This is a genomic window from Salinimicrobium sediminilitoris, assembly GCF_020866905.1.
In the GTDB taxonomy this organism is placed as follows: Bacteria; Bacteroidota; Bacteroidia; order Flavobacteriales; family Flavobacteriaceae; genus Salinimicrobium; species Salinimicrobium sediminilitoris.
In genome coordinates this window covers 242,091-268,356 of record NZ_JAIVCC010000009.1, presented here as the reverse complement: position 1 = coordinate 268,356, position 26,266 = coordinate 242,091, and the positions used below count along the sequence as shown (strand labels likewise).

Sequence of the window (26,266 nt, the reverse complement as noted above, 5' to 3'; positions counted from 1 at the left end):
TACGCTTAAAGCTCTCACTAAAATAACGATTTACCCGTTGAGAACTCTCTTTAGAAAAATCTTGTAGTTTTGCCATAGTACTGAGTTGTTTAAAACTCCGGAAAATGGTCAACTTATTTCAGTACCCGACAGTTTAAAAAAATTCAATATAAATTATACAATTCGACAAGTCAAGTCTAAAGTTTCACGTCTAACGTCTAAAATATCACGTCTACAGTAATGTCCCCAAAAGAACTTAAAGAATTTCTTGACTTTAAGGTTGATCAATATAACACTGCCGAATTTATTGAAACAGATCCTGTGCAGATCCCGCATCTTTTCAGCCGAAAGGAGGATATTGAGATTTCGGGATTTTTAACTGCCACGATTTCCTGGGGGAACCGCAAAAGCATTCTCAAAAATGCTCATTCTTTGATGGAGTTACTGGAATTTGCTCCTTACGACTTTGTGCAAAACCATTCCGAAGAGGACCTTGAAAGATTCGAAAAATTTGTTCATCGTACCTTCAATAGCATTGATCTTATTTATTTTATTAAAGCTTTTCAAAACATTTATAGACAACATGAAGGTCTGGAAAGCATCTTCAGCAAACATTCAAGTAAAGACAGCTTACAGCCTGCAATCCATGAGTTTAAAAAAATATTTTTTGAGTTACCGCACGAGAAAAGGACCGAAAAACATGTAAGTGATCCCTTAAAGAATTCTGCAGCCAAAAGGATCAATATGTTTTTGAGATGGATGGTAAGAAACGATAATAGAAATGTGGATCTTGGGATTTGGAACAGCCTCTCCTCTTCCCAACTCAGCTGCCCATTAGATGTGCATTCGGGAAATGTGGCGAGAAAGTTAGGTCTTCTAAAACGCAAGCAGAATGACGCCAAAGCTTTGGCCGAACTGGACACGAACTTACGAAAACTGGACCATGAGGATCCGGTAAAGTATGATTATGCCCTATTCGGTTTGGGTGTATTCGAGAACTACTAATGCCCTTGTAGGAACTTTCTCAAATATTTTCAAGTTAAATCCCAATTTCTTGGTGGCAATTAATATCTTTAACTACTTATAAGGTTGAGATTTATGCCCAAATTGGAAATCAAGAATACTGAAGGCCGGCAACATCCGGCTCCAGAAGAATTTCAGATTCTTAAAACTTCTGCAGACAGTGATTTTTCTGATATCCTCTTTCTTTGTACCCAGGTAGTGCAGGCCCGCACAGCGGCTCTTATAATTCTGGAAAACGAACAGATCTGGGTAAAAAGCACTTACGGCACTCCTATTGAAGAGTTAAATGCAGAGACATCTCTTTGGAAAAAGGTGCTGGAGCAGAATGATATTCTAATCTTTCATGAGCAAGAACTGAGAAGTTCAGGCCTGGAACATGAAAAAATTATTGCTGTTCCTGTAATCACTAAAACGGGTGAAAGACTGGGATTAATTTCTCTATTTGATGCTTCTGTCAGGGAACTCACTCCCAATCAACGACGTTCTCTCAAGCTCCTGGTGATACAAATCCTCAACTTCATTGCCTTTAGAAAACAAAACAACCAGTTCCAGCGTGTTCAGCAGGATTTGGAAAAACGTTATGAGGAACTTGAAAAATTCGCAAGTGTTGTTTCACATGATATCAAGTCTCCTCTGGCTAATATTATTTCCCTGGTAGATCTTTTAAAAGAGGAAAAGCAGGAAAAGTTTGATGAAGAGGCGCAGCAGTACATTGACTATCTATCCCAGGCTTCTCACAGTTTGAGAAATTACGTGGACGGTTTACTCATCTTCTACCGTAGTGAGCGCATTCTTGAAAAAGAACAGGAAGATGTTGATCTAAAACCCTTTTTTGAAAATATTGTCAATCTTTACAATGTAAGCCCCGATGTTGAGATAACTTATCCTAAAGCAGGGGTATTAAAAAGGGTAAATAAAGCTGCTCTTACCCAGATCTTTTTAAACCTTATTAGTAATGCCCTCAAGTACAATCATAAAGATAAACGCCGGGTAGAAATAGAGTTTAAATCTCTGGATCATTTTTATCAATTTCAAGTAAAGGATAACGGTGATGGGATCCCCAAAGAAAGTTTTACTAAGATCTTTGACCTGTTTACTACCCTTGATCAAAACGATCGGGACGGGAACCCCGGAAGCGGAATAGGCCTGGCGACAGTACAAAAATTACTTACACATATGGGGGGAAACATAAAAATTGCGTCTGAACCCGGAATGGGTAGTAATTTTAAGTTTCAAATTAAAAGGTCTTACTAAGGCCTTTTTCTATCTTTGACAAAAGAATGCCTGCGCATGTACTTTAAATATCCTGAACTGCTTTACGCTTTGGTTTTGCTGGTGATCCCTATCCTGGTGCACCTGTTTCAACTTCGAAAGTTCAGGACTACACAATTTACCAACGTCAAATTCCTGAAAAAGGCTGTTTTACAGACCCGTAAGAGCTCCCGCTTAAAAAAATTTCTCATTCTCTGCACCAGGCTGTTGCTTTTGGCCTGTCTCATCATCGCATTTGCCCAACCTTACTTCCCTCCTGCCTCGGGCGAAATAAAAGATACAGAAACAGTGGTCTATCTTGATGATTCTTATAGTATGCAGGCACGGGGAAAGAGCGGCGTACTTCTAAGAAGAAGTGTTCAGGATCTTCTGGAAAATGTTCCTGAAGAAGAAATAATCACACTTTTCACTAATGATGAAGAATACCAAAATATTTCTGTAGCCAGCTTGCGTGAAAGGCTGCAGGACAGAAGTTTTTCGCCTGAAGAACTTTCCTGGAGAGCTATTGAATTAAAAGCCGGGAACCTTTTCCGCAATTCTTCGAATTCACAAAAAAATTTCATTGCGATTTCCGATTTTCAACACCTGGAGGATTCCGTTACTGCCCTTGGCGATGATATCAAAACTTATCTGGTACAATTAAGTCCCGAGAATAATAATAACGTGGCCCTGGATTCTGCCTGGGTAACAAGTCGGGGGCTGGATGAAATTGTTCTCAATGTCTCCTTTTCGGCATTTGGTGACAGGCAGGAGGAAGTCGCCATAGGTTTGTACGACGGCGATCGCATGCTCGCAAGAAAGACGGTAGCATTGGATGAAGATCTGCGAGGGAATACTACCTTCAACCTGGCTGCCGATGCAATTCTTCACGGCAGGATCGAAGTTGAAGATAATGGCCTGCAGTTTGACAACCGGTTATTCTTCAGTATTAACGAAATCGCCCCGGTGAACATAGTCGCCATAGGGGATTCTGAAGCCGATTACCTGCAAAGGATCTACTCTTCCCCGGAGTTCAACCTGTCGATTCTTCCCGAAAACAACATTGATTACAACCTCCTCTCGCAGGCCAATCTAATTATTCTAAACCAGCCTCAAAAAATACCTTTTTCGATGCTAACGCTTCTTCAGGAGTTGGTAAAGGAACAGTTGTTACTAGTGATCATACCATCATTAGAAGCTGAGATCGGGGATTACAATGCTCTCCTGAAGAACCTGGGCCTACCGGTTTTTAGAGCTCTTAATACACAGGAAAAGTTGATCACAAATATCATTTTTGACCACCCCCTCTACAGCAGTGTTTTTAATGAAAAGGTTTCGAATTTCGAATATCCAAAAGTTCAGAGTTCTTATCCTTTAAGCAAGACTACGCCCGGGATTCTAGAATATCAAACCGGGCAGGCTTTTCTCTTTGAACAGGGTAATGTTTTTGTTTTCACCGCGGCCATAAATCAGGAGAACTCTAATTTTAAAAATTCTCCGCTCATCGTTCCTACTTTTTACAACATAGGAAACCTGGCTATTTCAATGCCTAGTCTTTACAGCGTATTAGGAGACTCGCATACAATCGGGATCCAGACGAATCTTCAAAAAGATGAGATTCTGAGGTTGTCTTCTTCTGAAACTACCTTTATTCCGCAGCAGCAAAGTTTTCAGAATAAGGTGGAAATTTTGCTGGATGAACTTCCAAAAGAACCCGGACATTACGACTTGTTGCAGGATGAAACAGTGTTAAGGTCCCTTAGTTTTAATGTGTCCAGAAGTGAAAGTGACCCGGTGAATACGAAATTAAATGAACGGGAAGGTATTTTTGTGCACTCCTCTGTTCCCGAAGTTTTCTCTGAAATTAAATCGGCCAATGAAGTGGACAGCCTTTGGAAATGGTTTGTTATTTTTACACTGTTTTTCTTACTTACTGAAATATTTATTCTAAAATTCCTCAAATGAAAATACTCGTTAAGTCGGCCAGGATTATTGATAATGAAAGTCCTTACAACAACAAAGTGATGGACATCCTGGTTGAAAATGGGATCATTAAAGAGATCGCTCCTGTCATTAAAACCCGAAAACCCGATCTTGAGATCAATTTTGAGAATCTACACGTGTCACAAGGGTGGTTTGACAGTAGCATTACATTTGGGGAACCGGGATTTGAGGAAAGGGAGACCCTTGAAAACGGCTTAAGAACAGCTGCCCTTAGTGGTTTTACAGCAATCGCCCTAAACCCCGGAAATGATCCTGTGACCGATAATAAAGGTGCAGTTACTTTTTTAAAGAATAGAGCCGAAAAACAACCTGTTACTTTACTTCCTATTGGGACTCTCACCCGCAAAAGTGAAGGAAAGGATATGGCCGAACTATACGATATGCAACAGGCCGGTGCCGTGGCCTTTGGCGATTTCAAAAAATCTGTTTCCAATCCTAATTTATTGAAACTGGCTTTGCAATATTCCCAGAATTTTGACGGACTTGTAATGTCTTTTCCGCAAGAAGACAGGATCGCACTTAACGGGCAGGTCAATGAGCATGAAAATAGTACAATGCTTGGATTAAAAGGGATTCCTGCTTTGGCCGAGGAGTTACAAATCACCAGAGACCTCTATCTTCTTGAATATACCGGCGGGAAACTCCATATCCCCACTATTTCCACAGCAAAATCTGTAGATATCATTAGAGATGCCAAAGAAAGAGGCCTGGATGTTTCCTGCAGCGTTGCTATTCATAACCTTTTCTTTACAGATGAAGTACTTGAAGAGTTTGACACCAATGCGAAAGTGCTTCCACCCCTTAGGACTAAAAGCGATGTCAAGGCGCTCATTGCCGGCGTTAAAGATGGAACTATAGACATGGTAACGTCAGATCATATCCCAATGGATGTAGAGCACAAAAAAGTTGAGTTCGATAATGCCCTTTTTGGCACCCTTGGACTCGAATCTGCTTTGGGAGCTTTGTTGCAGCTATTTTCTGTAAGAACTGCGGTCAAAGTACTTACTTCAGGAAAGTCGAGGTTTAATCTTGCAGATGGAGTCATTGATGAAGGATCTCCGGCTAACTTTAGTTTCTTTAATCCCGATAAAGAATATACTTTCCAAAAAGAGCATATTTTAAGCAGTTCCAAAAACAGTCTTTTTCTCGGAAAAGAGTTAAAAGGAATGGTATACGGGATTTTAGTGGGTGAGGAATATTTAACCTCCTGAAACCAGCAAACAAACAGGAAATTAAGTAAATTTATATCCTAAAAATTTGACGCATGGAAAGCGTAGCCAACGAAGGAAAAGCTGCAGCGATTTGGGCCTATTTGACTATAATAGGAACCATTGTTGCTTATTTTTTAAACAATGATTCAAAGAACCCTTTTGCATCCTTTCATATTAGACAGGGGCTTGGGATCCACATTACTTTTTACCTGCTGGGAATTATAGTTTCCTGGTTCGACTCCTGGTTGATATCAGCTCCTTTTTATATTTTCATTGTTGTTTTGTTGGGGTATGGCTTAATTGGTGCCATACAGGGAGAAAAAAACGAAGTTCCCTTTTTAGGAAGTCAATTTCAAAAATGGTTTAGTACAATAAATTAATGGAAGCAGATACTTTTACTTTATATCACTTAATAAGAAAACCAAAAAAGCCTGTAGAAAAAGCTCCTCTCGTAATAATGCTGCACGGTTACGGCAGTAATGAAGAGGATCTATTTTCTTTTGCAGAAGACCTTCCCGATGAACTTTTCATTATTTCGGTAAGAGCACCCTATCCCATGGCTCCCTATGGAAATGCATGGTATGCCATTCACTGGCAGGGAAGTGCAGATGGAAAATTCAGCGATGATAATCAGGCTGTGATCTCAAGAGAAAAGATCATTCAGTTTATGGATGAGGTCATGGAGGAATATCCTGTAGACCCAGAGAATGTTACCCTCATTGGTTTTAGCCAGGGAAGTATCCTAAGTTTTGCCGTGGCACTTTCTTATCCCGAAAGGATCAAAAATGTGATCGGGTTAAGCGGTTATATCAATGAGAATATCCTGAAAGAGGGTTATCAAAATAAGGATTTTTCTAATCTTTCAGTTTACAGTTCCCACGGTACGGCCGACCAGGTAATTCCGGTGGCATGGGCGAGAAAGACCAAACCATTCCTTGATTCCCTGGGCATAGAAAATACTTTTTCAGAGTTTCCTGTGGGACATGGTGTTGCGCCTCAAAACTTCAGGGAACTGAAGCAATGGCTGGAAGAGCATCTTTAATTTTGAGGGTACAATAAAGCTTTTTCAGGAAAAACTTCCACCTTACCTTCTTCGTCAATCTCGAAGCTAACCAGGAGGTCACCCCAGAAAGATCCATCGGTAAAACTGGCAATAGCCCATTTATGGTTGAGAAGCTTTACTTTATTGATCCTGAAAGGTCCATTCATACCCTCGTAAGGAATCAGTTCGTTATCTTCCTCTGCAGTATTTCGGCTTATAAGAGCTTCTTCTACTTTATTGATTATTTCAGCAGGATCGAAGCCTCTGTTTTCCAGGTAGGAAAGGGCTTCTTCATTGGAAACCAGTGAAAAGGTATCTTCCTGTAAAGTAGTTTCAGCTACATTGTCCACACTGGACTTTTGTTCCTCAAGTTGCTCTCTCAGCGCCTCGATTTCCTGGTCCTTGGACTCTACTAATTTTGTGCCGTTTGCATAAAAAATTACTGCAAGTAAAATTGTAAACACAAACAGGTACATTAAAAAACTTTTCCGCATTTAGATTTCTATTTGGAGATTGTCATAAGCCAGGAATACATTTTCTGGCAGTTCTGCCTGTACTTCGTCATGAAAACCCATGTGATGGCTTATATGTGTTAGATAAGCCCTGTCGGGACCTATTTTTTGAATGAATTGAAGAGCCTCTTCCAGGTTAAAGTGAGAATGATGCGGCTCTTTTCGCAGGGCATTGATCACCAGCACATCAACCCCTTTAAGTTTTTCTGCCTCCTCTTCTTCAATGGTTTTGGCATCTGTAACATAAGCGAAGTCCCTGATCCTAAAGCCAAATACCTGCACCCCGTTATGCATTATATCTACGGGAACAACATTTACACCTTTAACAGTGAAAGGCTTGTTCTCAATAAGATGTTCCTGAACACTGGGAGCTCCGGGATATTTATTTTCTGAAGCAAAGATGTATTCAAAACGCTTTTGCAGAGAAGCCATCACCCTGGAATGTGCATAAACCGGAATATCTCCCTGCCGGAAAAAATATGGCCGAATGTCGTCCAGCCCAATTGTGTGATCACTGTGTTCGTGAGTGTACAAAATTGCATCAATACGCTGCACTTTGTTGGATAACATTTGTTGCCTGAAGTCGGGGCCACAATCAATTAAGATATTATATCCATCAACTTCAACCAGTACCGAAACCCGCAACCTCTTATCTTTCTGGTTTTCGCTACGGCAAACCGGATGATCACTGCCAATAACGGGTATTCCCTGAGATGTTCCTGTGCCTAAAAATGTAACCTTCAAAGCTCTAAATTTACCACAAAACTAAGTATTATTTTTTTGTTTAGCCCTTCATTTTAGTACCTTTGACTACAAATTGAGTGTTTCAACAAGAGGAACTCATTTTGAACGAAAAAAGACAGCTATGCCAATAACCATAATGGGTGACAGGGAGTTTGAGAACGTCCCATCGATAAAAAGTAAAGCTTTACGTATTAACCTGAATGAAAATATCTACGGAACTTTTTCTGAAATTGGTGCGGGACAGGAAACCGTCCGCAACTTTTTTAGAGCCGGTGGAGCTTCAGGGACCATTGCCAAGGCAATGAGTGCTTACGATAAGGACTTTAGTGATGCGATCTACGGGATCGAAGATGACAGGAGATATGTTACCGAAGAGCGTTTAAAAAAGATGCTCACGCATGAGACCAATCTTATTGAACAAAGGATCTCGCGCGAAAAACATCCCAACAAGTTATTTTTTACTTACGCCAATACTGTTGCAACTATTGATTTTGCTAAGAAGTACAAAGGCCACGGGTGGGTTGGAATAAAATATCAGGTGCATCCCGAAGAAGATTATAATGAGATCCTTCTGCACATTAGGTTTCATGAAAATGATGCCCGCCTGCAACAAAATACTTTAGGAATATTAGGTGTAAACCTCATTTATGGGGCCTACTACAAATACGACAATCCTAAAAAATTACTTCGTTACCTCTACGATCATATTGACAAAGACCAGATCGAGATCGATACGATCAACTTTTCGGGCCCCAGGTTCGAAAAAGTGGATAACAGGCTAATGAGTCTGCAGCTGGTGAAGAACAATATGACCGAGGCGGTAATGTTTGCACCAGATGGAAACAACGTTTTACCGGCGAAGATCCTTTACAAAAAGAACATCCTTGCCCTGCGAGGAAGCTTTAGGCCTGTAACCAAGGTCAATATGGATATGTATAAGCGCTCACTCGAACTTTTCTTAAATGAAAATAGGGTTTCTGAAGATAATACAGAAGTTATCTTTGAGATCACCCTGTCCAACCTTCGTGCTGAAGGTGAAATTGACGAAAGAGACTTTATGGATAGGGCTGAATTGCTTTGTTCCCTTGGGCAAACAGTTATGATCTCCAATTTCCAGGAATATTATAAAGTAGTTGAATATTTCTCCCGCTATACTAAGGAACGTATGGGGCTGGCAATGGGAGTAAATAACCTGGTTGACATCTTTGATGAAAAATACTACAGGCATTTAAGTGGTGGAATCCTCGAAGCCTTTGGTAAATTGTTCTTCAAAGACCTTAAGGTTTATCTATATCCGTTCAAGGATCGTGAGACAGGAGAGATCACCACCAGCGATAACCTCAAGGTGCATCCACGAATGAAGGAGCTTTACAAATTCTTCAAATACAATGGTAAAGTTGTGGACATTACCAATTATGATCCTGCTATCCTCGATATTTTCTCCAGGGAAGTATTGCAGTTGATCGCAGAAGGTAAAGGTGGCTGGGAAGATATGCTACCCGAAAAAACTACAGCTATGATCAGAGAGCACGACCTGTTTAGTCACTATAAACAAAAGTCTGCCCAAAAAATTTGATCTTCTAAGGTAAAGAGAATTAAAATCAGGACCGTTTAAATGGCTTCGGAATTTCTTTAAGAGGTTCCAAAAAAGCTATTTAAACGGTTTCTTTTTTGAAGCTTCCAAAAAGCTCTTTTAATTTCTTTTTTCTGAAGTCAAAGATCTCCTCCAGTTTAGGTCTTACCAGTAATGGATGAACCGCCTGGCCTATAAATCCCAGCGGAAGTTTGTAATCAATAATATCCTCCATTTCCACTCCCCCTTCAATTTCCCTGAAGAAATGTTTATGGTGCCAAAGGTCGTAGGGCCCAAAGCGTTGTTCGTCTACAAAATATTCCAGAACTTTTACGTGTGTGATCTCTGTTACCCATTTGGTTTTGATACCTGCTATAGGAGTTACTATATATTCAATGATCTGTCCTGCAAACATAGGACGGTCTCCACCCATTGTAATATCAAATCCCATGTAAGTAGGAGTGATCACCTTTAAATTTGCGGGATCTGAAAAAAAGTTCCAGGCTTCCTGAAGCGAAATGGGAATTCGTTGAACGGCGTGCAGCTGATAAATTTTCATGATTCATTTTTTCCAAAGATATAACTTGTTTAATTATAATTAATATAATATAAACATAATTAATCTTTTTCATACTCTACTTGGGCCGTCAAAAATGGTGATTTTTCAAAAAATTTTCTGAAAAGCCGCGCTCTCACTCTTATAATTGCGTTAATCCTTCAGGTAATAAATACTAAAAACCCGAGATTCGTCTCAAACAATTTTTAAAGATGAAATATTCCATATTCCCCCTAATATTTTCCTTATTAATTTCTTTTTCCACATATTCTCAATCCTACTCCCCTGCTTCCGGTGATACATCGGATTCCCCTTACAAAACCAGCTGGCTGGTTGACGGTCCTTACTTAGGATTAAGTTTGGGACTTAATGTCGTAGGTTTTAAATTGATACAGGATAAAGAAGATCTCACCCTGCAGGAATTAAATGATCTATCCAAAGACGATGTGCCGGGAATAGACAGGTTCATTGCCGGGAACTATAGTAAAAGGGCCGATGAAATTAGTTACTATCCTTTTTATGGTTCTTTTGCCGTACCGGTAGTTATGATGATCGCCGATAAAAATATGCGTTCAAATGCCGGACAGATCTCTGTATTATTCCTGGAAAGCATGGCCACCACAGGAGCTGTTTACACCCTTACTGCCGGGCTTATAGACCGCCCGAGACCTTTGGTGTACAACACCTCTCTGCCAGAAGAAGAGCGAACTGAAAAAGGTGCCCAGCGATCATTTATTGCAGGACACACCGCGGCAACTGCTTCGGCCTCCTTTTTTGCCGCCAAGCTCTATAATGACTTTTACCCGGATTCTGCAGCTAAACCTTATGTATGGACGGCCGCAGCTCTGGTTCCTGCCTATGTGGGATATTTAAGATCTGAAGCTGGGAAACATTTCCTGACAGATAATATTGTTGGTTACATGGTGGGAGCAGCCAGTGGGATCCTTATTCCCGAATTTCATAAAAAAGACCGTGACTTGGGAGTCACTCCTGCAATGGGTGTAGATCTTAGAGGGAATGAATACCAGGGACTCTCCCTGCAGTACGCCTTTTAGAACTTAAACCTCTTTTTCCGGCTGAATTTTTCTATTTTTAGGCTTTAATCAAATCCTGAAAATGAAAAAAATATTTTGTGTTGCGATATTTTTCGCCCTTTTACATGCTTCAGCAATAGCTCAGAATAAAGTTGAAATTCCTGTTGATACTACAGTTGTCACCTCTCATCGCGTCAACATTAATGGCCAGAGAATAGATTACACTGCCACTACCGGAATGCAGCCTGTGTGGAGTGATGATGGAGAAACCATTGCCAGCCTGTTTTACACATACTACAAACGAGAAGGTGGAAACGATCTTAAGAACAGGCCTTTGGTGATCTCCTTCAATGGTGGCCCCGGATCTGCTTCTGTATGGATGCACATTGCCTACACCGGTCCCCGTGTGCTGGAAATCGATCCTGAAGGATTTCCAATTCAGCCTTATGGCACCAAAGAAAATCCGTATTCCATTCTTGACATTGCTGATATTGTATATGTCAATCCTGTCAATACAGGATTTTCCCGAATCGTAGAACCAAAAGGAGAAAAAAAGCGGGATCGTGAGCAGTTTTTTGGTGTAAATGCAGATGTAAGTTACCTGGCGAAATGGATCAATACTTTTGTCACCCGATATGATCGTTGGTTGTCTCCTAAATATCTCATAGGAGAAAGTTATGGAACCACGAGAGTTTCCGGCCTTGCTCTGGAACTTCAGAATTCACAATGGATGTACCTCAATGGAGTTATCCTTGTTTCTCCAACAGAAATAGGAATTGAAAGGGATGGTCCTGTAGAAATTTCCAACCGTCTCCCCTATTTCACCGCTGCCGCCTGGTATCATGAGCTGCTTCCGCAGGACCTTCAAAAAAGGGATCTGGAAGAGTTGCTACCCGAAGTAGAGCAATATGCCATAAATGAATTACTGCCTGCACTGGCAAAAGGAGGCTTCCTGGAGGCGGAAAGAAAACAGGAAATTGCCGAAACAATGGCGCGTTATTCAGGAATATCTCAGGAAGAAATCCTTCAGCATAACCTGGAGGTGCCTTACCGGTATTTTTGGAAAGATCTGTTAAGAGATCAAAAAGGTTTAACCGTGGGAAGACTTGATTCCCGGTACGTTGGGCTGGACAGGAAAGTAGCCGGGGATTCACCCGATTATAATTCTGAACTCACCTCATGGTTGCACTCTTTTACGCCGGCAATCAACCATTATCTTCGAAATGATCTCAATTTTAAAACAGACCTGACTTATTATATGTTTGGTCCCGTTCATCCATGGGATCGCAGCGGAAATAAAACAGGAGAAAACCTGCGACAGGCTATGGCTCAAAATCCTAACCTGGATGTGTTGATCCAGAGCGGATATTTTGATGGGGCCACCACTTATTTTGATGCAAAATATACTATGTGGCAGCTCGACCCCAGCGGAAAAATGCGCGACAGGTTAAGCTTTAAAGGTTACCGTAGCGGCCACATGATGTATTTAAGAAACGAGGATCTTAAAAAGGCAAATGAAGATCTTAGAGAATTCATTCAGAAATCTTTGCCAAAGCCGGGAGAACCTGCAACTTATTAAGCAAAGGATAATATTATAAAAAATAGACTGTCTGAAAATGCCATTTTTTGTCAAGCTGAACTTGTTTCAGCTTCTAATTGATTATGACTTTCAATTGGATAAGATCCTGAAATAAATTCAGGTTGACATATTACATGCTTTTCAGACAGCCTCTTTTGCTTTTAAACCAAAGCAATTTTTAAGCCCTTGCAGATTTAAGTGACTCCAGTAATTTCTTCAATTCTTTTTCCACACCGAGTTCATCATTGCTTCCGGCATGATGAGTTGCTATAGCTTTTACTTCCTTATGTGCGTTTTCCATGGCGTAACTATAACCGGAATGTTGGAATAACTCAATATCATTAAGATAATCCCCAAAAGCCACCGTTTCCTCTTCCTTGATATTCATTTTCTCCTGCACTGCTTTTAAAGCATTTCCTTTCTGCGCATTTTTGTCGTTAAAATCTATCCAGATCTTTCCTGAAAGCTTAACCTGCAATCGATTTTCAAAATGCTTTAGGTGTGGCAAAGAATTTTTTTCGGCCCCGCAAAGATCGCAAATAGTAAATTTCAAAAAGAGATCATCTTTAACCTCCATAAGATCATTCACCACCTTATATTTTTCATAATGATTAAGAAAAGGTTCCATAAATTCGGGATCGGTACTTTCAATATAAGCCTGTTCCCTTCCGCAGAGAATTAGGTATTTATTATCCAGTTCCCTTACTTCTTTTATGATCTCATGAACCACCTCCGGTTCCATGGGAACAATGTGAAGTTGCTTTTCATGATGCATTACAATGGCCCCGTTTTCGGCTATGTAAATGAGCTCATCCCTGATCTCATCCATACGCTCTCTAAGGCTGTAGTATTGCCTGCCGCTTGCCACCGCAAATTTTATATCCAGTTCCTTTAGCTCTTTAAAAATTTCTATAAACTGCGGACTCACCTCGTGCTTACTGTTTAGCAAGGTGCCATCCATATCGCTTACTACAAGTTTTATCTTTGAATAATCCATGTTTTCCTCTTAAAAAAGGCAAAAATAAGAGAAGTTTTAGCCGGGGGGCAATGTGGAACGTTAATTTGTGGTGAAGATTATTTCTCGATCAGGGGCCAATCAGCTGGTGACATTTTAAAGATCGATTCAATTCATTTCAGCTTCTCACTTGCGTAAAGTAAACAATAACAGAAGTTTAGCAAATAATTAACCCCCATAGCAGAAGATAGGTTATAATTTAATCTTTAAAAGAAAAATTATTAACCACTAATCCACGAATTATGTTTTACCACGTAAAAGAATTACAATTCAATGCGCGGGTATCGAAACCAGATCCCGCATTTGCCACACTATTACTGGAACAATTTGGAGGCGCAAACGGAGAATTAAAAGCTGCCCTGCAGTATTTTGTCCAGGCCTTTGCTGTCAAACAGGTGCATCCCGATAAATATGACCTGCTAATGGATATTGCTACTGAAGAATTCAGCCATCTCGAAATCGTAGGTGCCACTATCCAGATGCTGCTAAAAGGAATTCACGGTGATCTAAAGAATGCTGCCGAAGAGTCTGAGATCATGGAACTTTTAAAAGGAAAAGCATCCAAGGAAGGTTTTATTCACAATGCTATGGTGAATCCGCAGTTCTTTAATCTTTCAGGCGGAGGCCCTACCCTCTCCGATAGTAATGGAAACCCCTGGACCTCAGCTTATGTAACAGCCAACGGAGATCTTACGGTTGATCTAAGATCAAATATTGCAGCTGAATCACGGGCTAAAATCGTTTATGAATATCTTATGCAACATACCAGTGATCCTCACATAAAAGATACTTTGAGATTTCTTATGACCCGGGAAGTAGCTCACTTCCAAATGTTCCAGGCAGCACTGGAGACCATAGAACCCAATTTTCCTCCGGGGGTCCTGCAAAGTGATCCCAAATACAGCAATAAATATTTTAACCTTTCTAATGGGGAAGATGTGAGAGGTCCATGGAATGAAGGTAAAAGCCCGGAATTGGGGGAAACCTGGGAACATATTTCAGACCCTATTGAACATGTGAGGAAAACAAAAGGAATGACTGAAGGGCATGACGACAAAAAACTTTCCAGGGATCCAAAAGAGGTCGATAAGAAAAATAAGGAATTGAGTAAAAAAAAATATGAAGAAATAAAGAAAGCCATGCCCAAAGGGGAGGCACAATGGAGTAAATATTGATCCTTATATGAAAAAATTTAAAATTGAATATTTTACAGATCCACTTTGCTGCTGGAGTTGGGCTTTTGAGCCCCAGTTGCGAAAACTACGTTTTCTTTTAAAAGACCGCCTGCACCTTACTTACGTGATGGGCGGTCTCTTAAGAGACTGGAAAAATTATAATGACCAAATGAATGATATAGCCCGTCCTGCCCAAATGGGGCCTTTATGGATGCAGGCACGCCACATGTCTGGCCAGCCTATTGAGGAGAATATCTGGATCTCAAATCCCATCGATACTTCTTATCTCGCATGCATGGCTGTAAAGGCGGCTGCCCTACAATCAAAAATTGCAGAGGAAGCCATGCTTCGTAAGCTAAGGGAGGCAGTAATGATCGATAAAAAGAACATAGGAGAAGTAGAGGTGATCCTGGAAATAGCCGGGGAACTGGAGCAGGCAAAAGTTCTCAAAAAGGGTAAATTTCGGGAGGATCTTTTTTCTGATGAATTGAGCCACCTTTTTAAACAGGATTTGGACAGAACAAAGGCCAGTGGAATAAGTCGTTTCCCTAGCCTTTTGATTTCATATAAAGACAAAACCTATCAGGTCACAGGTTACAGGCCTTTTAGTGAGTTAAAAAAGACATTTTCCCTCATGGATCCTAATCTTGATTTAAATGAAGTAATAGACCAGGAGGTATATTCCAATAGCTGGGAAAATCTTACAGACAGGGAGCTGCTGGAAACTATTGAAGCTCCAAAAGAACTAAGTTTCTAATAGAGTCATAGAAAATTATAGTTTTCTTGATAACAGGTGATTCTGGCGGTAAAATTTTGAGTTTTTACTGACTAAAATCATACTTTTTTGGGTTTTGCCAGCGTAACTTTATACAAGTTAAAATCCAAGATCATGAAAAAGATAATCTATGCTACAGACTTTTCACATTACTCTGTAGCGGCCCTTAAATATGCAGCTGAACTGGCCAGGATAATGGGAGATGATCTCATTGCTCTACATGTTTATCCGCCTAATGAAGGAGAAAAGCGGAACTCAGATTTTCTAAGGAAGCATCAGGAAGAGCTCCAGGATTTTTGTCAACTCCACTTAGGGGAAGATTATAGCTCACAACTTATTTCGCCGGCAGTGATCTCGGGGCCTGAAGTGGCAGAAGAAATTTTAAAATTCACCAAAGATCTTCAGGTAAGAATGATTATTATGGGAGCATGTGGCTCCAGTAAGCTTAAAGACAGACTAGTTGGCACTACCACCAGTGAAATGATTGGTAAATCTCATCTTCCTGTATTAGCCGTGCCTCCACAATTTAAATTCAAACAACCTCAAAAGATCTTTTTTGCAAGCACTTTTGACGATCAGGAATTAATCTATCTCAAAGAATTAATTCCTCTGGCAAAACCTTTAAATGCTAAAATCGAGATCGTACATATTACTCACCGGGAAGAAGATGAAGCTATAAAAAACCTGAAAGCTTTTCAGAAAAAAGTGAAGTCAGAAATCCCATACTCTAATATTGAATACAAAACCCTGTATTCATTTGAAGTTTTTGATACCCTGAAAAAAGCAATTGAGGAAGAACATCCGGATATTGTATTGATGCCGGAAAAGAGGAATATGAACCTTTTTAAAAGAGGACTGGTAAGGGACCGAATCAAAAGGATGCAATCGTGTAGTCCTTCTCCCCTGCTTACTTTTCCTGCTTTTGCTTAAAGGTTTTATTTTCCCGGTCACTAATCTTGTGGGGTCAAACCCTTGAAATTTATGGGGTTGATCCATATCTATAAAACCACGTTCTTCGGGAGGTGGTTTATCTTTTCGCCAGCAGCGGGTTTTATAAAACAAAAAAACCACGTCCTTTCGGGACGTGGTTTTGTGCGTGTCGTGATCGCGAGAGGATGGATTTCCTCTCAAGATGCTGTGTTGCAAATACAAAACCACGGGCTAACGCCCTCGCTTTTTTAATTTCCCTACGTACCTTCGAAACTGCGTTTCGGGTACTTCGTAAAATTAAAAAAACCACGCCCTTTGGGACGTGGTTTTGTGCGTGTCGTGATCGCGAGAGGATTCGAACCTCTGACCGTCTGCTTAGAAGGCAATAAAAAAGACTCCAACCAGATTAATAATTAATTGTAATATATTTAAAATCAACAAATTAATTCTATTTAATTTTTTTCTATATGAATTGAAGCTTAATTAAAGTGAGCGTAAAGTGTGCGTAATTTTACTAAATTTAAAAATCAATACTCACAACTTATGGCACGTATAAGACTTATATTAGATTCACGAAAGAAATCAAAATCAGTCCATACCGGATTATATCCTATCGTGATAAAAATCTTTCATAAAAAGGCGAGGATGATTCGTCTTCCCTACTCTACTTCAATCTCCGGATGGGATAGCAACAATATGAAGTTAAGAAAATCAGCGGTTGTAAATAAAGATTTAGACTGTGATTTAATTAATAGAGAAATTGGGAACAAACTTAATCTTGCCAGAAAACTGGTAATTGAACTAGGAGATACCCTCGATGAAATATCTGTAGATACAGTAGTTGAGAACATTAAGAAAAAATGGGATAGGGAAATAGATTCAGAGTTGAGAAGGAATCTGTCAAATGAAACCACTGTTAATGAATGGGGAGAAGTACTAATCAAAAGAAAGAATAAAATTAAAAAGCCTGGTACGGCTAAATGGTATCGCGATTCTATAACCGCCTTAAGCAAGTTCAATGGTGAGAAACCAGTAAAATTTAATCAGATTACTGTTTCCTTTCTCCAAGAATTTGAAGCAGAACATTTGGCTAAAGGAAACTCTAAAAATGGTATTAGTGCATATCTTAGAGCGATTCGTGCCATTTATAATAGCGCGATTAAAGAAGATGTTTATGAGCCTGTGAAAAATCCTTTTGTCTCTTATCGTATTCCTTCAACCAAACGAAACAAAAAAAAGGCTCTGACAAAGGAAAAAATTTTAGCCATCAGAAATCTGCAATATGAAATGGGGTCCAATAAATGGCATATCAAAAATTATTTCTTGAGCATGTTCAACTGTCGTGGAATGAACCTCATTGATTTAGCCAAGCTCCGAGTGAAGAATATTGTTGGTGATAGAATTCACTACGGTCGAAGTAAAACCGGGGATCCTTTATCTGTAAAAATAACAGAGGAATTAGATGAAATTCTAAAATATTATCTTTTAGATAAAAGCCCGGATGATTTCATTTTTCCCATAGGATATGATGGAACACCAGAGAATTTCACTAAGTATCGATCTGACCGCAGACTGGTAAATAAACTTCTAAAAATTATTGCGGACGATGCTGGTATAGAAGAGAGAATGACTTCTTATTATATTCGTCACTCATGGGCAACAATTGCAAAGCACCTTGGTATTACTACAGAAATAATAAGTGAGGGTCTTGGGCACAGCTCTTTGCGTACTACGGAAATTTATCTTAAAGATTTTGACAGTGAGGTCTTGGATGACGCAAATGACCTTGTAGTTTCTTGACCTTTGAATGGTGACTGGTCCAAAGCACATTCCCTTCCACTGCGTTCCAGGAAAAGAGCTTTGGGGGGATGTCTTGGACACATGACTAACGGATTAATGAGGATGTTTTTAATAAATACAATTTTGTATACCATCCGTTAGTCAAGAGTCCGCCAAATCTTAGAAGCATTTAATATCAGTAAATGATAGATGCTTCTTCTCCTGATTTTTCACCTCCCCCATCGCTGTTACCATTTATACTGATGCAAAACAACGGAATTTAGAAGTTAGCCGGCCTGAATGAAATGCCAGCTCTTTCCGCTAAAGGATCAATGCGGCCTATCCTAATTCTAAATTCCCTAGAGGAGCAACGGAAAATGGTAACAGCGACGGCTCTACGGGAAGTAAATCAAAAGAAATGGGAAATCTTGTTCAGATGCAAAAGATCTGATATTGGAAAACGGAAAACGCTCGAGATACAAAAAGTAAATCATGAAAAGGTGAAATTTAAGAATCGGCTTTTATGGGAATTTTTGCTCTTCCTGCTTTTTTCTTCAAGAATTTCTAAAAAATCCAGGTTACGCACTTTTTTCCAGCAGCTTCATCTGCCTTCCTCTGACTCATTATTTAATATGATCATTTTGAAATAATATCATTTTAAATGATTCGCATCCAAATCTTATTTTCTGTATAAACATCTCAAAAACCAGGGGTTCTAGTTATATTTAAGTCCCTAATTGTCACTACAATACGATTCCGATAATTTTGATTGTGGAGAAAAGAAAATCATACATCCGGGTTGGAACCCAGTACTATAAAATTGTAAGTGCTCCAAGCATTTCTGGTGTGCAAAATGAAGCCCTGGTGCCATGGAATATTGAGACGATCCGGCAGGACCACGGAAAAACATTTCTTGCAGCCATTCCGAAATATGATGGCTTCACCTGTATCCCGGATCATCTGAATTTTAAATCCTCCTTCCACCATTTTTACAATACCTATGCGCCACTAAGTCACACCATAAAAGAGGGAGATTGTGGGGTGTCTTTCAAGTTTGTTAAGCACATCTTTGGAGCTCATTATGAACTTGGACTGGATTACCTGCAGCTATTATTTACCAGACCCACTCAAATCCTCCCCATTCTCTGCCTGGTGTCCCGGGAACGTTCCACAGGTAAGAGTACTTTTCTGAAATGGCTCAAGCTTATTTTCGAGAACAACCTTACATATCTGACCAATGACAGTTTCACCAGTCAGTTCAATTCTGATTGGGCGAACAAGCTCCTAATTTGTATCGATGAAGTATTGTTCAACAAAGAGGAACTCACAGAAAGGATAAAATACCTCAGTACCACCAACATCAATAAACTTGAGGCCAAGGGGAAAGACAAGCGGGAAGTGGAATTCTTCGGTAAATTTATCCTCTGTAGTAACAATGAAGAAAATTTTATTAAAATAGATCACCACGAAACTCGCTTCTGGGTTTTGCAGGTACCGGTGATAAAAAAAGAACAAACAGAGTTTTTAGAAGTCCTGGCCAAAGAAATTCCGGCTTTTCTATATTTCCTAAAAAACAGAAAGCTTTATTCAAAACATCAAACAAGGATGTGGTTTACAGCTGATCAAATAGAAACTCCTGCCTTGAAAAAGCTGGTGCAGAATAACCGAAACAGGGTAGAAAGGGAATTGGCCGGTATTCTTCTTATGATCATGGAAGACCATGATTTAGAAACACTTGATCTTTGTCCTATGGATGCCTATAACGCAATAAATAAATCAAGGCTCCGGTTCGATCTTACCCAAATTCGAAAAATTCTAAAAAAGGAGTGGAAACTGGAGAACCAAAACAACTCGAACCGCTATCAGAAGTTCCTGATCTGGGGCGATGGCACTACTACCTTCAGAGAAGCTAAAGGACGCTATTTCACTATAAATAAAAATTTCCTGCTGGAGAATTTTGAGGATCTCAGAAATACCTGAATTCCTGCTTCTGGGGGAAAAATGATGAAATGATGACAAAACGATGACAGGGAAACTCCAGTATTTTCGGGAGGTTTCAGCTGCTGTCATCGTTTCATCAAAATGAAGACTGCTTTTGAAAGAAAAACTTTGAAACTATCTATTTTTTTGATGAATTGATGACAGAATAAGATAAGACCAGTAATAGCAAGGGTTTCGGCTGTCATCATTTTGTCATCAAACTGTCATCAAAAATAAAAATGATGACAAAAAGGACACAACAAGCCTCTTTCCATAAAGAGCTACAATTTGACGTAAATAATATGCTGATGAAAACAAAAAAGATGAACTGTGAGGAAGCACGAGACATTGGCATCTTCGAAACGCTGATAAAGATGGGCCTCCTTCCCACTCGCAAATCAGAGAAAGAAGCCTGGTTCCTGAGTCCCCTGCGATCAGAAACAGAAGCCTCATTTAAAATTTCCTTTAGATTAAACAGGTGGTACGACTTCGGCATAGGAAAAGGAGGAAATGTGATCGACCTGGTATGCCTCATATTGAATTGTTCTGTAGCAGAAGCCCTGGCTTATTTGGCAGATGGAATACCTGTTTCTAATTTTTCTCTGAATAGCCAACTCAGAAGTAGTGGAATTGAACCTGCAAATAAAGTTTTGAAGATCTTACCTATAGAACATAAAATGCTCAAGAAATATCTTCACACTCGCAATATACCCATCGAAGTCGCAAAAATCTACTGCAAGGAAATCTGGTATACTTCGAATGGTAAAAGATTCTTTGCCCTGGGTCTGCGGAACCAATTAGGAGGCTGGGAGCTCCGCAATTTTTACTTTAAAACCTCCACACCTCCTAAAGGTTATTCATATCTGAATCGGGGAAATGATCAAGTCGTTGTACTTGAAGGAATGTTTGATCTTCTGTCTTTAGCAGTACTCAAGCCCGGAGAAGTTGAAAATGCTGACCTACTGATTCTGAATTCTCTGTCTTTTTTACCTGAGGTCCTTGAGATTTTTACCCACTACTCAACTGTAACATTATACCTGGATCGCGACTCAGCCGGGATTAAAGCAACCGAAAATGTTCTAAGGACATTTCCTAATTGTAAGGATGGAAGTTCCTGGTATCAAGACCATAAAGACCTGAATGAAAAACTTGTTCATGGCACCCATGACAGTAAGTTTAAACCATTAAAAACCAAAACAGGATAATGACTTACTTCTACTTTTTTGAGTAGCAAAGCAAGATGTGTCATTGTCATGACAATCTTGCTTTGCGCCCGGAGGTTGCAAAGACTGAAAACAAAAAATGAAAAGAGAATTCATCCAAATTCGATGCTCGATCTACGAGAAAAAGCTACTCAAAAGAAGAGCGGCCAGGGCAGGAATTTCTCTTTCAGAATACCTCCGATCCACCGCTTTCGAAAGAAATATTGTTGAACGTATAACTCCCGAACAACTGGAATTTTACCGGTTACTCGTGCAGTACAAAAATAACTTTTCCAGAATCAGCAGCATGTTTAAAAATCGAGATCCTCAGTTAGCTGAGACTGTAAAAAACCTCGCTGAAGAAATAAGAGCTCATCTAAAGAACTTTAGAAAGTGATTGGGAAAGGACACTCTATTGCACGGACAAAGGAATCTATAACCTATGGCTGGAACCAGGAGAAAGATGCCGAAGTAGTTCTTAAAGAATTCTTGGCAGGAGATACACCGCAGGAGATTTCCGAAGAATTTAAGATAATACAGTCACAAAATAACAGATGCATCAATAACACCTTAAGCTTTGTAGTGAGTCCCACTATAGAAGATGGAAAAAATATGACCCGGAAAGATCTGGGAGAAATAGCCAGGCAATTCTTGAAAGAGATGAACCTAAAAAATCACCAAGCTATTTCCTTTGTCCATCGAGACAAAGACCACACCCATGTTCATATCTATGTGAATCGCATCAGTATGTCAGGAGAGACGTATAAGGACAACTTCATTGGAAAAAGAAGTCAAATTGCTGCGGATAACGTTGCCAGGCAGATAGGGCTTACAAGAGTTCGGGAGGTGCAACAGGAGAAACTCCTCGAGCTAAAACAACATCGAAGGGAGGTCCAGAATATTCATGAAAAGGTTTCCCTATCCAAACCGCAGTCTCTCGATGAGTACATTAAAAGAATGCAAGAGCACCGGGTGACTGTGATTCCATCAATCAACAAGTCGAATCAGCTGCAGGGTTTCCGGTTTGAATATAAAGGAATAAACCTAAAGGGAAGCGAGATACACCGATCTATGAGTGGTAAAAAAATTGTCCTTGGCATTAGCCAGAATAATAGCTTCACAAAATTAAAAGTAGCACCAAAGTCTTTGCAGTTGGCCGGTAATACAATACAGTTGAGTACCGGCTTCATAAACAAAATGGTAAAGGATTTGGTGAAGCAAACCATAAAAAGGGCACTGGATACAGGCGTAGGATTTTAAAAAACAAAATAAGATGAAAAAGATGGATGAAATCATGGAGCTTATGGCTGATGAAATGCAGGATTTTCAAAAGGGTCTCGTGCAGATGAAAAAAATGACTGAGGAACTCAACACCCGTAGCATTCCATTAAGTACTGAGGTGTTGGAAAAACGTCTAAATTTTTTCCTTCAGAAGCAACAGGAAAGAGAAAGTCTAGCCTTGGAAAATTTGAGATCAATTGATCAAAAGCTAAAGAATACAACTATAGTTCCAAGGAACATAATTGCTCTCTTTGGAAGTATCCTACTAGTTCTGGTGCTGATCATAGGTTATTTAAGTTTTGAATTAATGCAATCAAAAGATGTAAAAATTGAAATGCTTCAGGAGGAATCAACTGCTTTAAAAGACTTCAAGCCTCAAAGACAAAAAATAAAAAGGTTGCCTGATAAAAATTCCCATAATGCGCCCAATGCTGTTTTTATTTAATGCTTAACCACCGTACGCTATAAAAACAGCATCGGATCCAGCGCAGGTAAGTTATGGTAGGAAATGGGGCTCTTGCTTCCTTAAACTAAACAGCATTTTAATAGCCACCTAAAGCACCTCACTACTGATGCTGGAAGAATAAAAATACAATGCGATATTTAGTAGTTTATTAGAAAAATTACAAGAGCTGGGATAGGTATAATCCAGATCTTAATTCAATTTTATTGATAAAGAAAGAGCCTAAATTTCAACCTTAAGTTCCGGAATGTCCTTCATTTTTCCTTTCTCTTGTTTCCCAAGAATAACCACTTCCTTAGTTTCTTTATATTCATCAATAGCCATAAGAAGTTGGCTTCTGGTATCTCTCCGAATTTTTATACCAGATTTCTGGTTCCTATTCTTAACTTCTATATAATAACCATCTCTCAGGTCTTTCGGTTTTGTGGAAGGCCTACCCATAATTTTTATAAATTTAAAATTGTATTTCAATAAACAATATTTATACCAAAACTTATCTAAAAGTTCTTGAAAAAGAACGATTTTATAATTGATTTTTGCTATCGAAACTTTACTATTCTGGCCGCGCACCGTTTTAACCACCAAAAGATTTGAATCGATAAAATTCTCAATATTATGGCCACTTATCTTCACACAGAAGAGAAATGGCCATATGCAATAACTATTCCTTTAGACCATTTGCAAAATATTCATACAACAAGGATTTCACATGCTGTACTTCTTCCAGATGCGCATAGATTTTTTCCTTATAAATGAGATATTCCCCCAAGTAAAGGTTCTCACATTGAACATCATCACATTCTCTCAAACCCTCCAGCTTATGCCTAAGATCCCTTGAAGCTTTTAAACGTTTTGTGTTGTTTTCTTGCAGCTCATCCAGTACTTTAAGTAAATGCTTGGAGTCTTCTACGTTCCTGTTGATCTTAATAATAAAATTTCGGAATAAGAGCATCCTCAAAAAATTGATCTCCGTATTTATAAAGTCAATTTTTTCTAACCATCTCTTGGTTTCAGGAATAATTTCCAATTTTATTACTTCAATATCGGTGGTATGCTCCTGTACTTTCTCTCTCATGATGCTGTCTTTTTCAATATTTGTGGATGTTGAATTACATCTAAAATTTTAATTTTGTTAGATCCCTTTGGAAATTCCCATTCTATCTCGTCTCCTTTGGCATATCCAAAAAGTGCTAATCCCATAGGAGCTAGAATAGAAATCTTGTTCCGCTTCATGTCCCTCAGTTCTGGCATTACAAGATGATAAGTACTCTGGACATTGTCGGGAGTAGAAATAGTGACTTCAGAATTAAGTCGTATCACATCCAGAGGCATTTTTGCACTAGATACCACCTTTGCCAGGTTCATCTCCTTAAGTAGTTTTTGGATTGAGAGTCGGTAAGATTTGTCTTTGTAATGTTGGGACATAGAAATGATCTGCTTAAGCAGTTCAAATTCCTTTTTTTCGATAATCAATTCCTTATATTTCATGATTAAATATTTTAATTTGTAACTTCTTCTTTTGAAGTTTAAAAACAACTGATCCCACACAGGGGCGGGATCAGAGTTGCTATTTTTCCCGGATCCTTACCTTCCAAAAAAAGGATTTCCGGAAGTTATTTTTTAAGGAAAGATCCCTCTTTGGTTATATGCCAGTTCAATTCGTGAAATAGCAATTATATATGCAGCAGTACGCCAATCGGTATTTCTCTCCTTTACCGCACCTGCAACGTTATGGAAGACCTGCGTCAATTTTTTCTCCAGCTTCTCAATAACCTCCTCACGCTGCCACAACTCCCCATTTCGGTTTTGTAACCATTCGAAATAGCTGCCTATAACGCCGCCAGAATTACATAAAATATCAGGAATTATAGTAATTCCTTTATTTAGCATAATTTTCTCTCCTTCGGGATTTGTGGGGCCGTTGGCACCCTCAGCAACCACAGAAGCCTTAATTTTAAAGGCATTCTCACCAGTAATTTGATTACCAAGCGCCGCCGGAATCAAAATATCACAATCCAGGCCGAAGAAATCTTCAGGATCCATTTCTATTGCACCATCAAATCCTTTTATAGAACCTTTCCGGGGACTGGAGTGATCATAAAGGTGAGGTACAGAAATCCCTTCCGCATTAAACAAGGTAGCATGTGCATCCTGTACAGCCAAGAGAATAGCTCCATCTTCTACTAAAAATTTTGAAGCCCAGTAACCTACATTTCCGAAGCCCTGAACGATAAATTTTTTACCTTTTAAGCTCTCGCCGCGGGATTCATGAAGCAGCTTTATAGTATGATAAACTCCAAAACCTGTCGCACGATCTCGCCCTTCCAATCCACCAGAACCTACAGGTTTTCCAGTAACCACGTGTTGATTTTGAGATCTTTCTGAAGGTGATTTTGTCGACATATAAGTATCTGCGATCCATGCCATGGTCTGCGCATTAGTATTCACATCGGGCGCAGGAATATCGTGTTCGGGCCCTATGTTTTCACCTAAAGCATAGGTGAAGCGACGGGTAATTCTTTCCAACTCCCCAAGACTATAATTGCGTGGGTCGATCTGGATACCGCCCTTTGCACCTCCATAAGGCAAACCCGCAAGAGATGTTTTCCAGGTCATCCACATCGCAAGTGCTTTTGCAGCATCAACATCAACGGTTGGGTGATAGCGAAGACCTCCTTTATACGGCCCCAATGCGTTATTATGTTGCACGCGATAGCCGGTAAAGATCTCCACTTCTCCATTATCCATTTTCACGGGAAAATGCACAATGATCTCGTTGTTGGTAAGACCAAGAATCTTTTTAATATTAGGATTGAGACCAATTAGGTCGGCAGTTTTTTCAAACTGGTTAAGCACCGTATCATACATACTTTGCTTCTTCTCTTGTGTTTTTGTAATCATCATTTCTTATTCAAAAAGTTCGCAATAAATTTTTCTCTTTTCCACAAAAATGCAGTTCGACCTTTTATCGCAATTAAAGCAAAGGCTTTTTAGCAGTTCATGTGGTAAATTCACAGGAATACCCTGCGGCTTGGTCGCGGCAGTGTCAACCGGCTGTTTGTTCCTATCGGCCATAGTTCTTTTAAATTTGATTTATGACTTGTTATAGTCAATAGGCATGCCCACCAAGAAAACCAATGCAATGTTAGAACCTTAAT

General features: G+C 39.5%; 26 protein-coding genes. 18 read left to right on the top strand and 8 right to left on the bottom strand.

Annotation, left to right across the window (positions count from 1 at the left end; translation table 11 throughout):
* Positions 1 to 219: 219 nt before the first annotated feature.
* From LA313_RS11115 to LA313_RS11090, 6 genes are all read left to right on the top strand, one after another.
* The gene (locus LA313_RS11115) at positions 220 to 984 is read left to right on the top strand and encodes a TIGR02757 family protein (protein WP_228914932.1); all 765 of its coding nucleotides are present in this window, start codon (positions 220 to 222) and stop codon (positions 982 to 984) included.
* 93 nt (positions 985 to 1,077) lie between these two features.
* Complete coding sequence (locus tag LA313_RS11110; RefSeq protein ID WP_228914931.1) at positions 1,078 to 2,256, top strand: sensor histidine kinase; 1,179 nt, start codon at positions 1,078 to 1,080, stop codon at positions 2,254 to 2,256.
* A 36-nt stretch (positions 2,257 to 2,292) separates the two neighbouring features.
* Positions 2,293 to 4,218, top strand: a complete 1,926-nt coding sequence (locus LA313_RS11105) for a BatA domain-containing protein (protein WP_228914923.1) — start codon at positions 2,293 to 2,295, stop codon at positions 4,216 to 4,218.
* Positions 4,215 to 5,468 (top strand): dihydroorotase, encoded by a 1,254-nt coding sequence (locus LA313_RS11100; protein ID WP_228914922.1) that lies wholly within the window; start codon positions 4,215 to 4,217, stop codon positions 5,466 to 5,468. Before LA313_RS11105 ends, LA313_RS11100 begins: the two co-directional genes overlap by 4 nt.
* A 53-nt stretch (positions 5,469 to 5,521) precedes the next feature.
* On the top strand, positions 5,522 to 5,848 hold the full coding sequence (locus LA313_RS11095; RefSeq protein ID WP_228914920.1) for a hypothetical protein: 327 nt from the start codon (positions 5,522 to 5,524) through the stop codon (positions 5,846 to 5,848).
* A complete protein-coding gene (locus LA313_RS11090) occupies positions 5,848 to 6,510 on the top strand; it encodes an alpha/beta hydrolase (protein WP_228914919.1) in 663 nt (220 codons plus the stop codon). The genes LA313_RS11095 and LA313_RS11090 overlap by 1 nt, the downstream gene beginning before the upstream one ends.
* Here LA313_RS11090 and LA313_RS11085 read toward each other — a convergent pair.
* Both LA313_RS11085 and LA313_RS11080 read right to left on the bottom strand, forming a co-directional pair.
* Positions 6,507 to 6,986, bottom strand: a complete 480-nt coding sequence (locus LA313_RS11085; protein WP_228914918.1) for a hypothetical protein — start codon at positions 6,984 to 6,986, stop codon at positions 6,507 to 6,509. The two genes, LA313_RS11090 and LA313_RS11085, sit on opposite strands and share 4 nt — an antisense overlap.
* Positions 6,987 to 7,004: 18 nt before the next feature.
* Complete coding sequence (locus LA313_RS11080) at positions 7,005 to 7,766, bottom strand: MBL fold metallo-hydrolase (RefSeq protein WP_228914917.1); 762 nt, start codon at positions 7,764 to 7,766, stop codon at positions 7,005 to 7,007.
* A gap of 121 nt (positions 7,767 to 7,887) precedes the next feature.
* On the opposite strand from LA313_RS11080, the gene LA313_RS11075 reads away from it, so the two are divergent.
* Entirely contained in the window at positions 7,888 to 9,342 is a 1,455-nt protein-coding gene (locus LA313_RS11075) for a TonB-dependent receptor (RefSeq protein ID WP_228914915.1), read from the top strand.
* Positions 9,343 to 9,421: 79 nt separating this feature from the next.
* Here LA313_RS11075 and LA313_RS11070 read toward each other — a convergent pair whose 3' ends face one another.
* On the bottom strand, positions 9,422 to 9,898 hold the full coding sequence (locus LA313_RS11070) for an SRPBCC family protein (protein WP_228914913.1): 477 nt from the start codon (positions 9,896 to 9,898) through the stop codon (positions 9,422 to 9,424).
* Positions 9,899 to 10,107: 209 nt separating this feature from the next.
* Here LA313_RS11070 and LA313_RS11065 point away from each other — a divergent pair, with 209 nt between their 5' ends.
* The gene (locus tag LA313_RS11065; RefSeq protein ID WP_228914911.1) at positions 10,108 to 10,950 is read left to right on the top strand and encodes a phosphatase PAP2 family protein; all 843 of its coding nucleotides are present in this window, start codon (positions 10,108 to 10,110) and stop codon (positions 10,948 to 10,950) included.
* Positions 10,951 to 11,011: 61 nt separating this feature from the next.
* A complete protein-coding gene (locus LA313_RS11060; RefSeq protein ID WP_228914910.1) occupies positions 11,012 to 12,508 on the top strand; it encodes a S10 family peptidase in 1,497 nt (498 codons plus the stop codon).
* Between the two features lie 178 nt (positions 12,509 to 12,686).
* Here the strand turns inward: LA313_RS11060 and LA313_RS11055 are convergent, their stop codons facing one another.
* A complete protein-coding gene (locus tag LA313_RS11055) occupies positions 12,687 to 13,505 on the bottom strand; it encodes an HAD family hydrolase (RefSeq protein ID WP_228914908.1) in 819 nt (272 codons plus the stop codon).
* Between the two features lie 260 nt (positions 13,506 to 13,765).
* Here LA313_RS11055 and LA313_RS11050 point away from each other — a divergent pair, with 260 nt between their 5' ends.
* The 9 genes from LA313_RS11050 (at position 13,766) to LA313_RS11010 (ending at position 23,090) form a co-directional block, all read left to right on the top strand.
* Positions 13,766 to 14,698 carry a manganese catalase family protein gene (locus LA313_RS11050; protein ID WP_228914902.1) on the top strand — a complete coding sequence of 311 codons (933 nt, stop codon included), beginning with the start codon at positions 13,766 to 13,768 and terminating at the stop codon, positions 14,696 to 14,698.
* Positions 14,699 to 14,705: 7 nt separating this feature from the next.
* On the top strand, positions 14,706 to 15,455 hold the full coding sequence (locus LA313_RS11045; protein ID WP_228914900.1) for a DsbA family protein: 750 nt from the start codon (positions 14,706 to 14,708) through the stop codon (positions 15,453 to 15,455).
* 132 nt (positions 15,456 to 15,587) lie between these two features.
* Complete coding sequence (locus tag LA313_RS11040) at positions 15,588 to 16,403, top strand: universal stress protein (RefSeq protein WP_228914898.1); 816 nt, start codon at positions 15,588 to 15,590, stop codon at positions 16,401 to 16,403.
* A 543-nt stretch (positions 16,404 to 16,946) separates the two neighbouring features.
* Positions 16,947 to 18,203 (top strand): tyrosine-type recombinase/integrase, encoded by a 1,257-nt coding sequence (locus tag LA313_RS11035; protein ID WP_228914896.1) that lies wholly within the window; start codon positions 16,947 to 16,949, stop codon positions 18,201 to 18,203.
* 747 nt (positions 18,204 to 18,950) lie between these two features.
* The gene (locus tag LA313_RS11030) at positions 18,951 to 20,162 is read left to right on the top strand and encodes a primase-helicase family protein (RefSeq protein ID WP_408641374.1); all 1,212 of its coding nucleotides are present in this window, start codon (positions 18,951 to 18,953) and stop codon (positions 20,160 to 20,162) included.
* A 239-nt stretch (positions 20,163 to 20,401) separates the two neighbouring features.
* Positions 20,402 to 21,367, top strand: a complete 966-nt coding sequence (locus LA313_RS11025) for a toprim domain-containing protein (protein ID WP_228914888.1) — start codon at positions 20,402 to 20,404, stop codon at positions 21,365 to 21,367.
* A gap of 97 nt (positions 21,368 to 21,464) precedes the next feature.
* The gene (gene mbpA / locus LA313_RS11020) at positions 21,465 to 21,761 is read left to right on the top strand and encodes a mobilization protein MbpA (protein ID WP_228914887.1); all 297 of its coding nucleotides are present in this window, start codon (positions 21,465 to 21,467) and stop codon (positions 21,759 to 21,761) included.
* Positions 21,758 to 22,624: a relaxase/mobilization nuclease domain-containing protein gene (locus LA313_RS11015; RefSeq protein WP_228914886.1), complete on the top strand. Its 867-nt coding sequence runs from the start codon at positions 21,758 to 21,760 to the stop codon at positions 22,622 to 22,624. Before mbpA ends, LA313_RS11015 begins: the two co-directional genes overlap by 4 nt.
* A gap of 13 nt (positions 22,625 to 22,637) precedes the next feature.
* Positions 22,638 to 23,090 (top strand): DUF6730 family protein, encoded by a 453-nt coding sequence (locus LA313_RS11010; protein WP_228914885.1) that lies wholly within the window; start codon positions 22,638 to 22,640, stop codon positions 23,088 to 23,090.
* A gap of 240 nt (positions 23,091 to 23,330) precedes the next feature.
* Here the strand turns inward: LA313_RS11010 and LA313_RS11005 are convergent, their stop codons facing one another.
* The 4 genes from LA313_RS11005 to LA313_RS10990 form a co-directional block, all read right to left on the bottom strand.
* The gene (locus LA313_RS11005) at positions 23,331 to 23,579 is read right to left on the bottom strand and encodes a hypothetical protein (protein WP_333473556.1); all 249 of its coding nucleotides are present in this window, start codon (positions 23,577 to 23,579) and stop codon (positions 23,331 to 23,333) included.
* Between the two features lie 190 nt (positions 23,580 to 23,769).
* Positions 23,770 to 24,183, bottom strand: coding sequence for a hypothetical protein (locus LA313_RS11000; RefSeq protein WP_228914883.1), 414 nt, complete (start codon positions 24,181 to 24,183; stop codon positions 23,770 to 23,772).
* A complete protein-coding gene (locus LA313_RS10995) occupies positions 24,180 to 24,596 on the bottom strand; it encodes a GreA/GreB family elongation factor (RefSeq protein ID WP_228914881.1) in 417 nt (138 codons plus the stop codon). The genes LA313_RS11000 and LA313_RS10995 overlap by 4 nt, the downstream gene beginning before the upstream one ends.
* Positions 24,597 to 24,728: 132 nt before the next feature.
* On the bottom strand, positions 24,729 to 26,009 hold the full coding sequence (locus LA313_RS10990) for a Glu/Leu/Phe/Val family dehydrogenase (protein ID WP_408641373.1): 1,281 nt from the start codon (positions 26,007 to 26,009) through the stop codon (positions 24,729 to 24,731).
* Positions 26,010 to 26,266 lie beyond the last annotated feature (257 nt).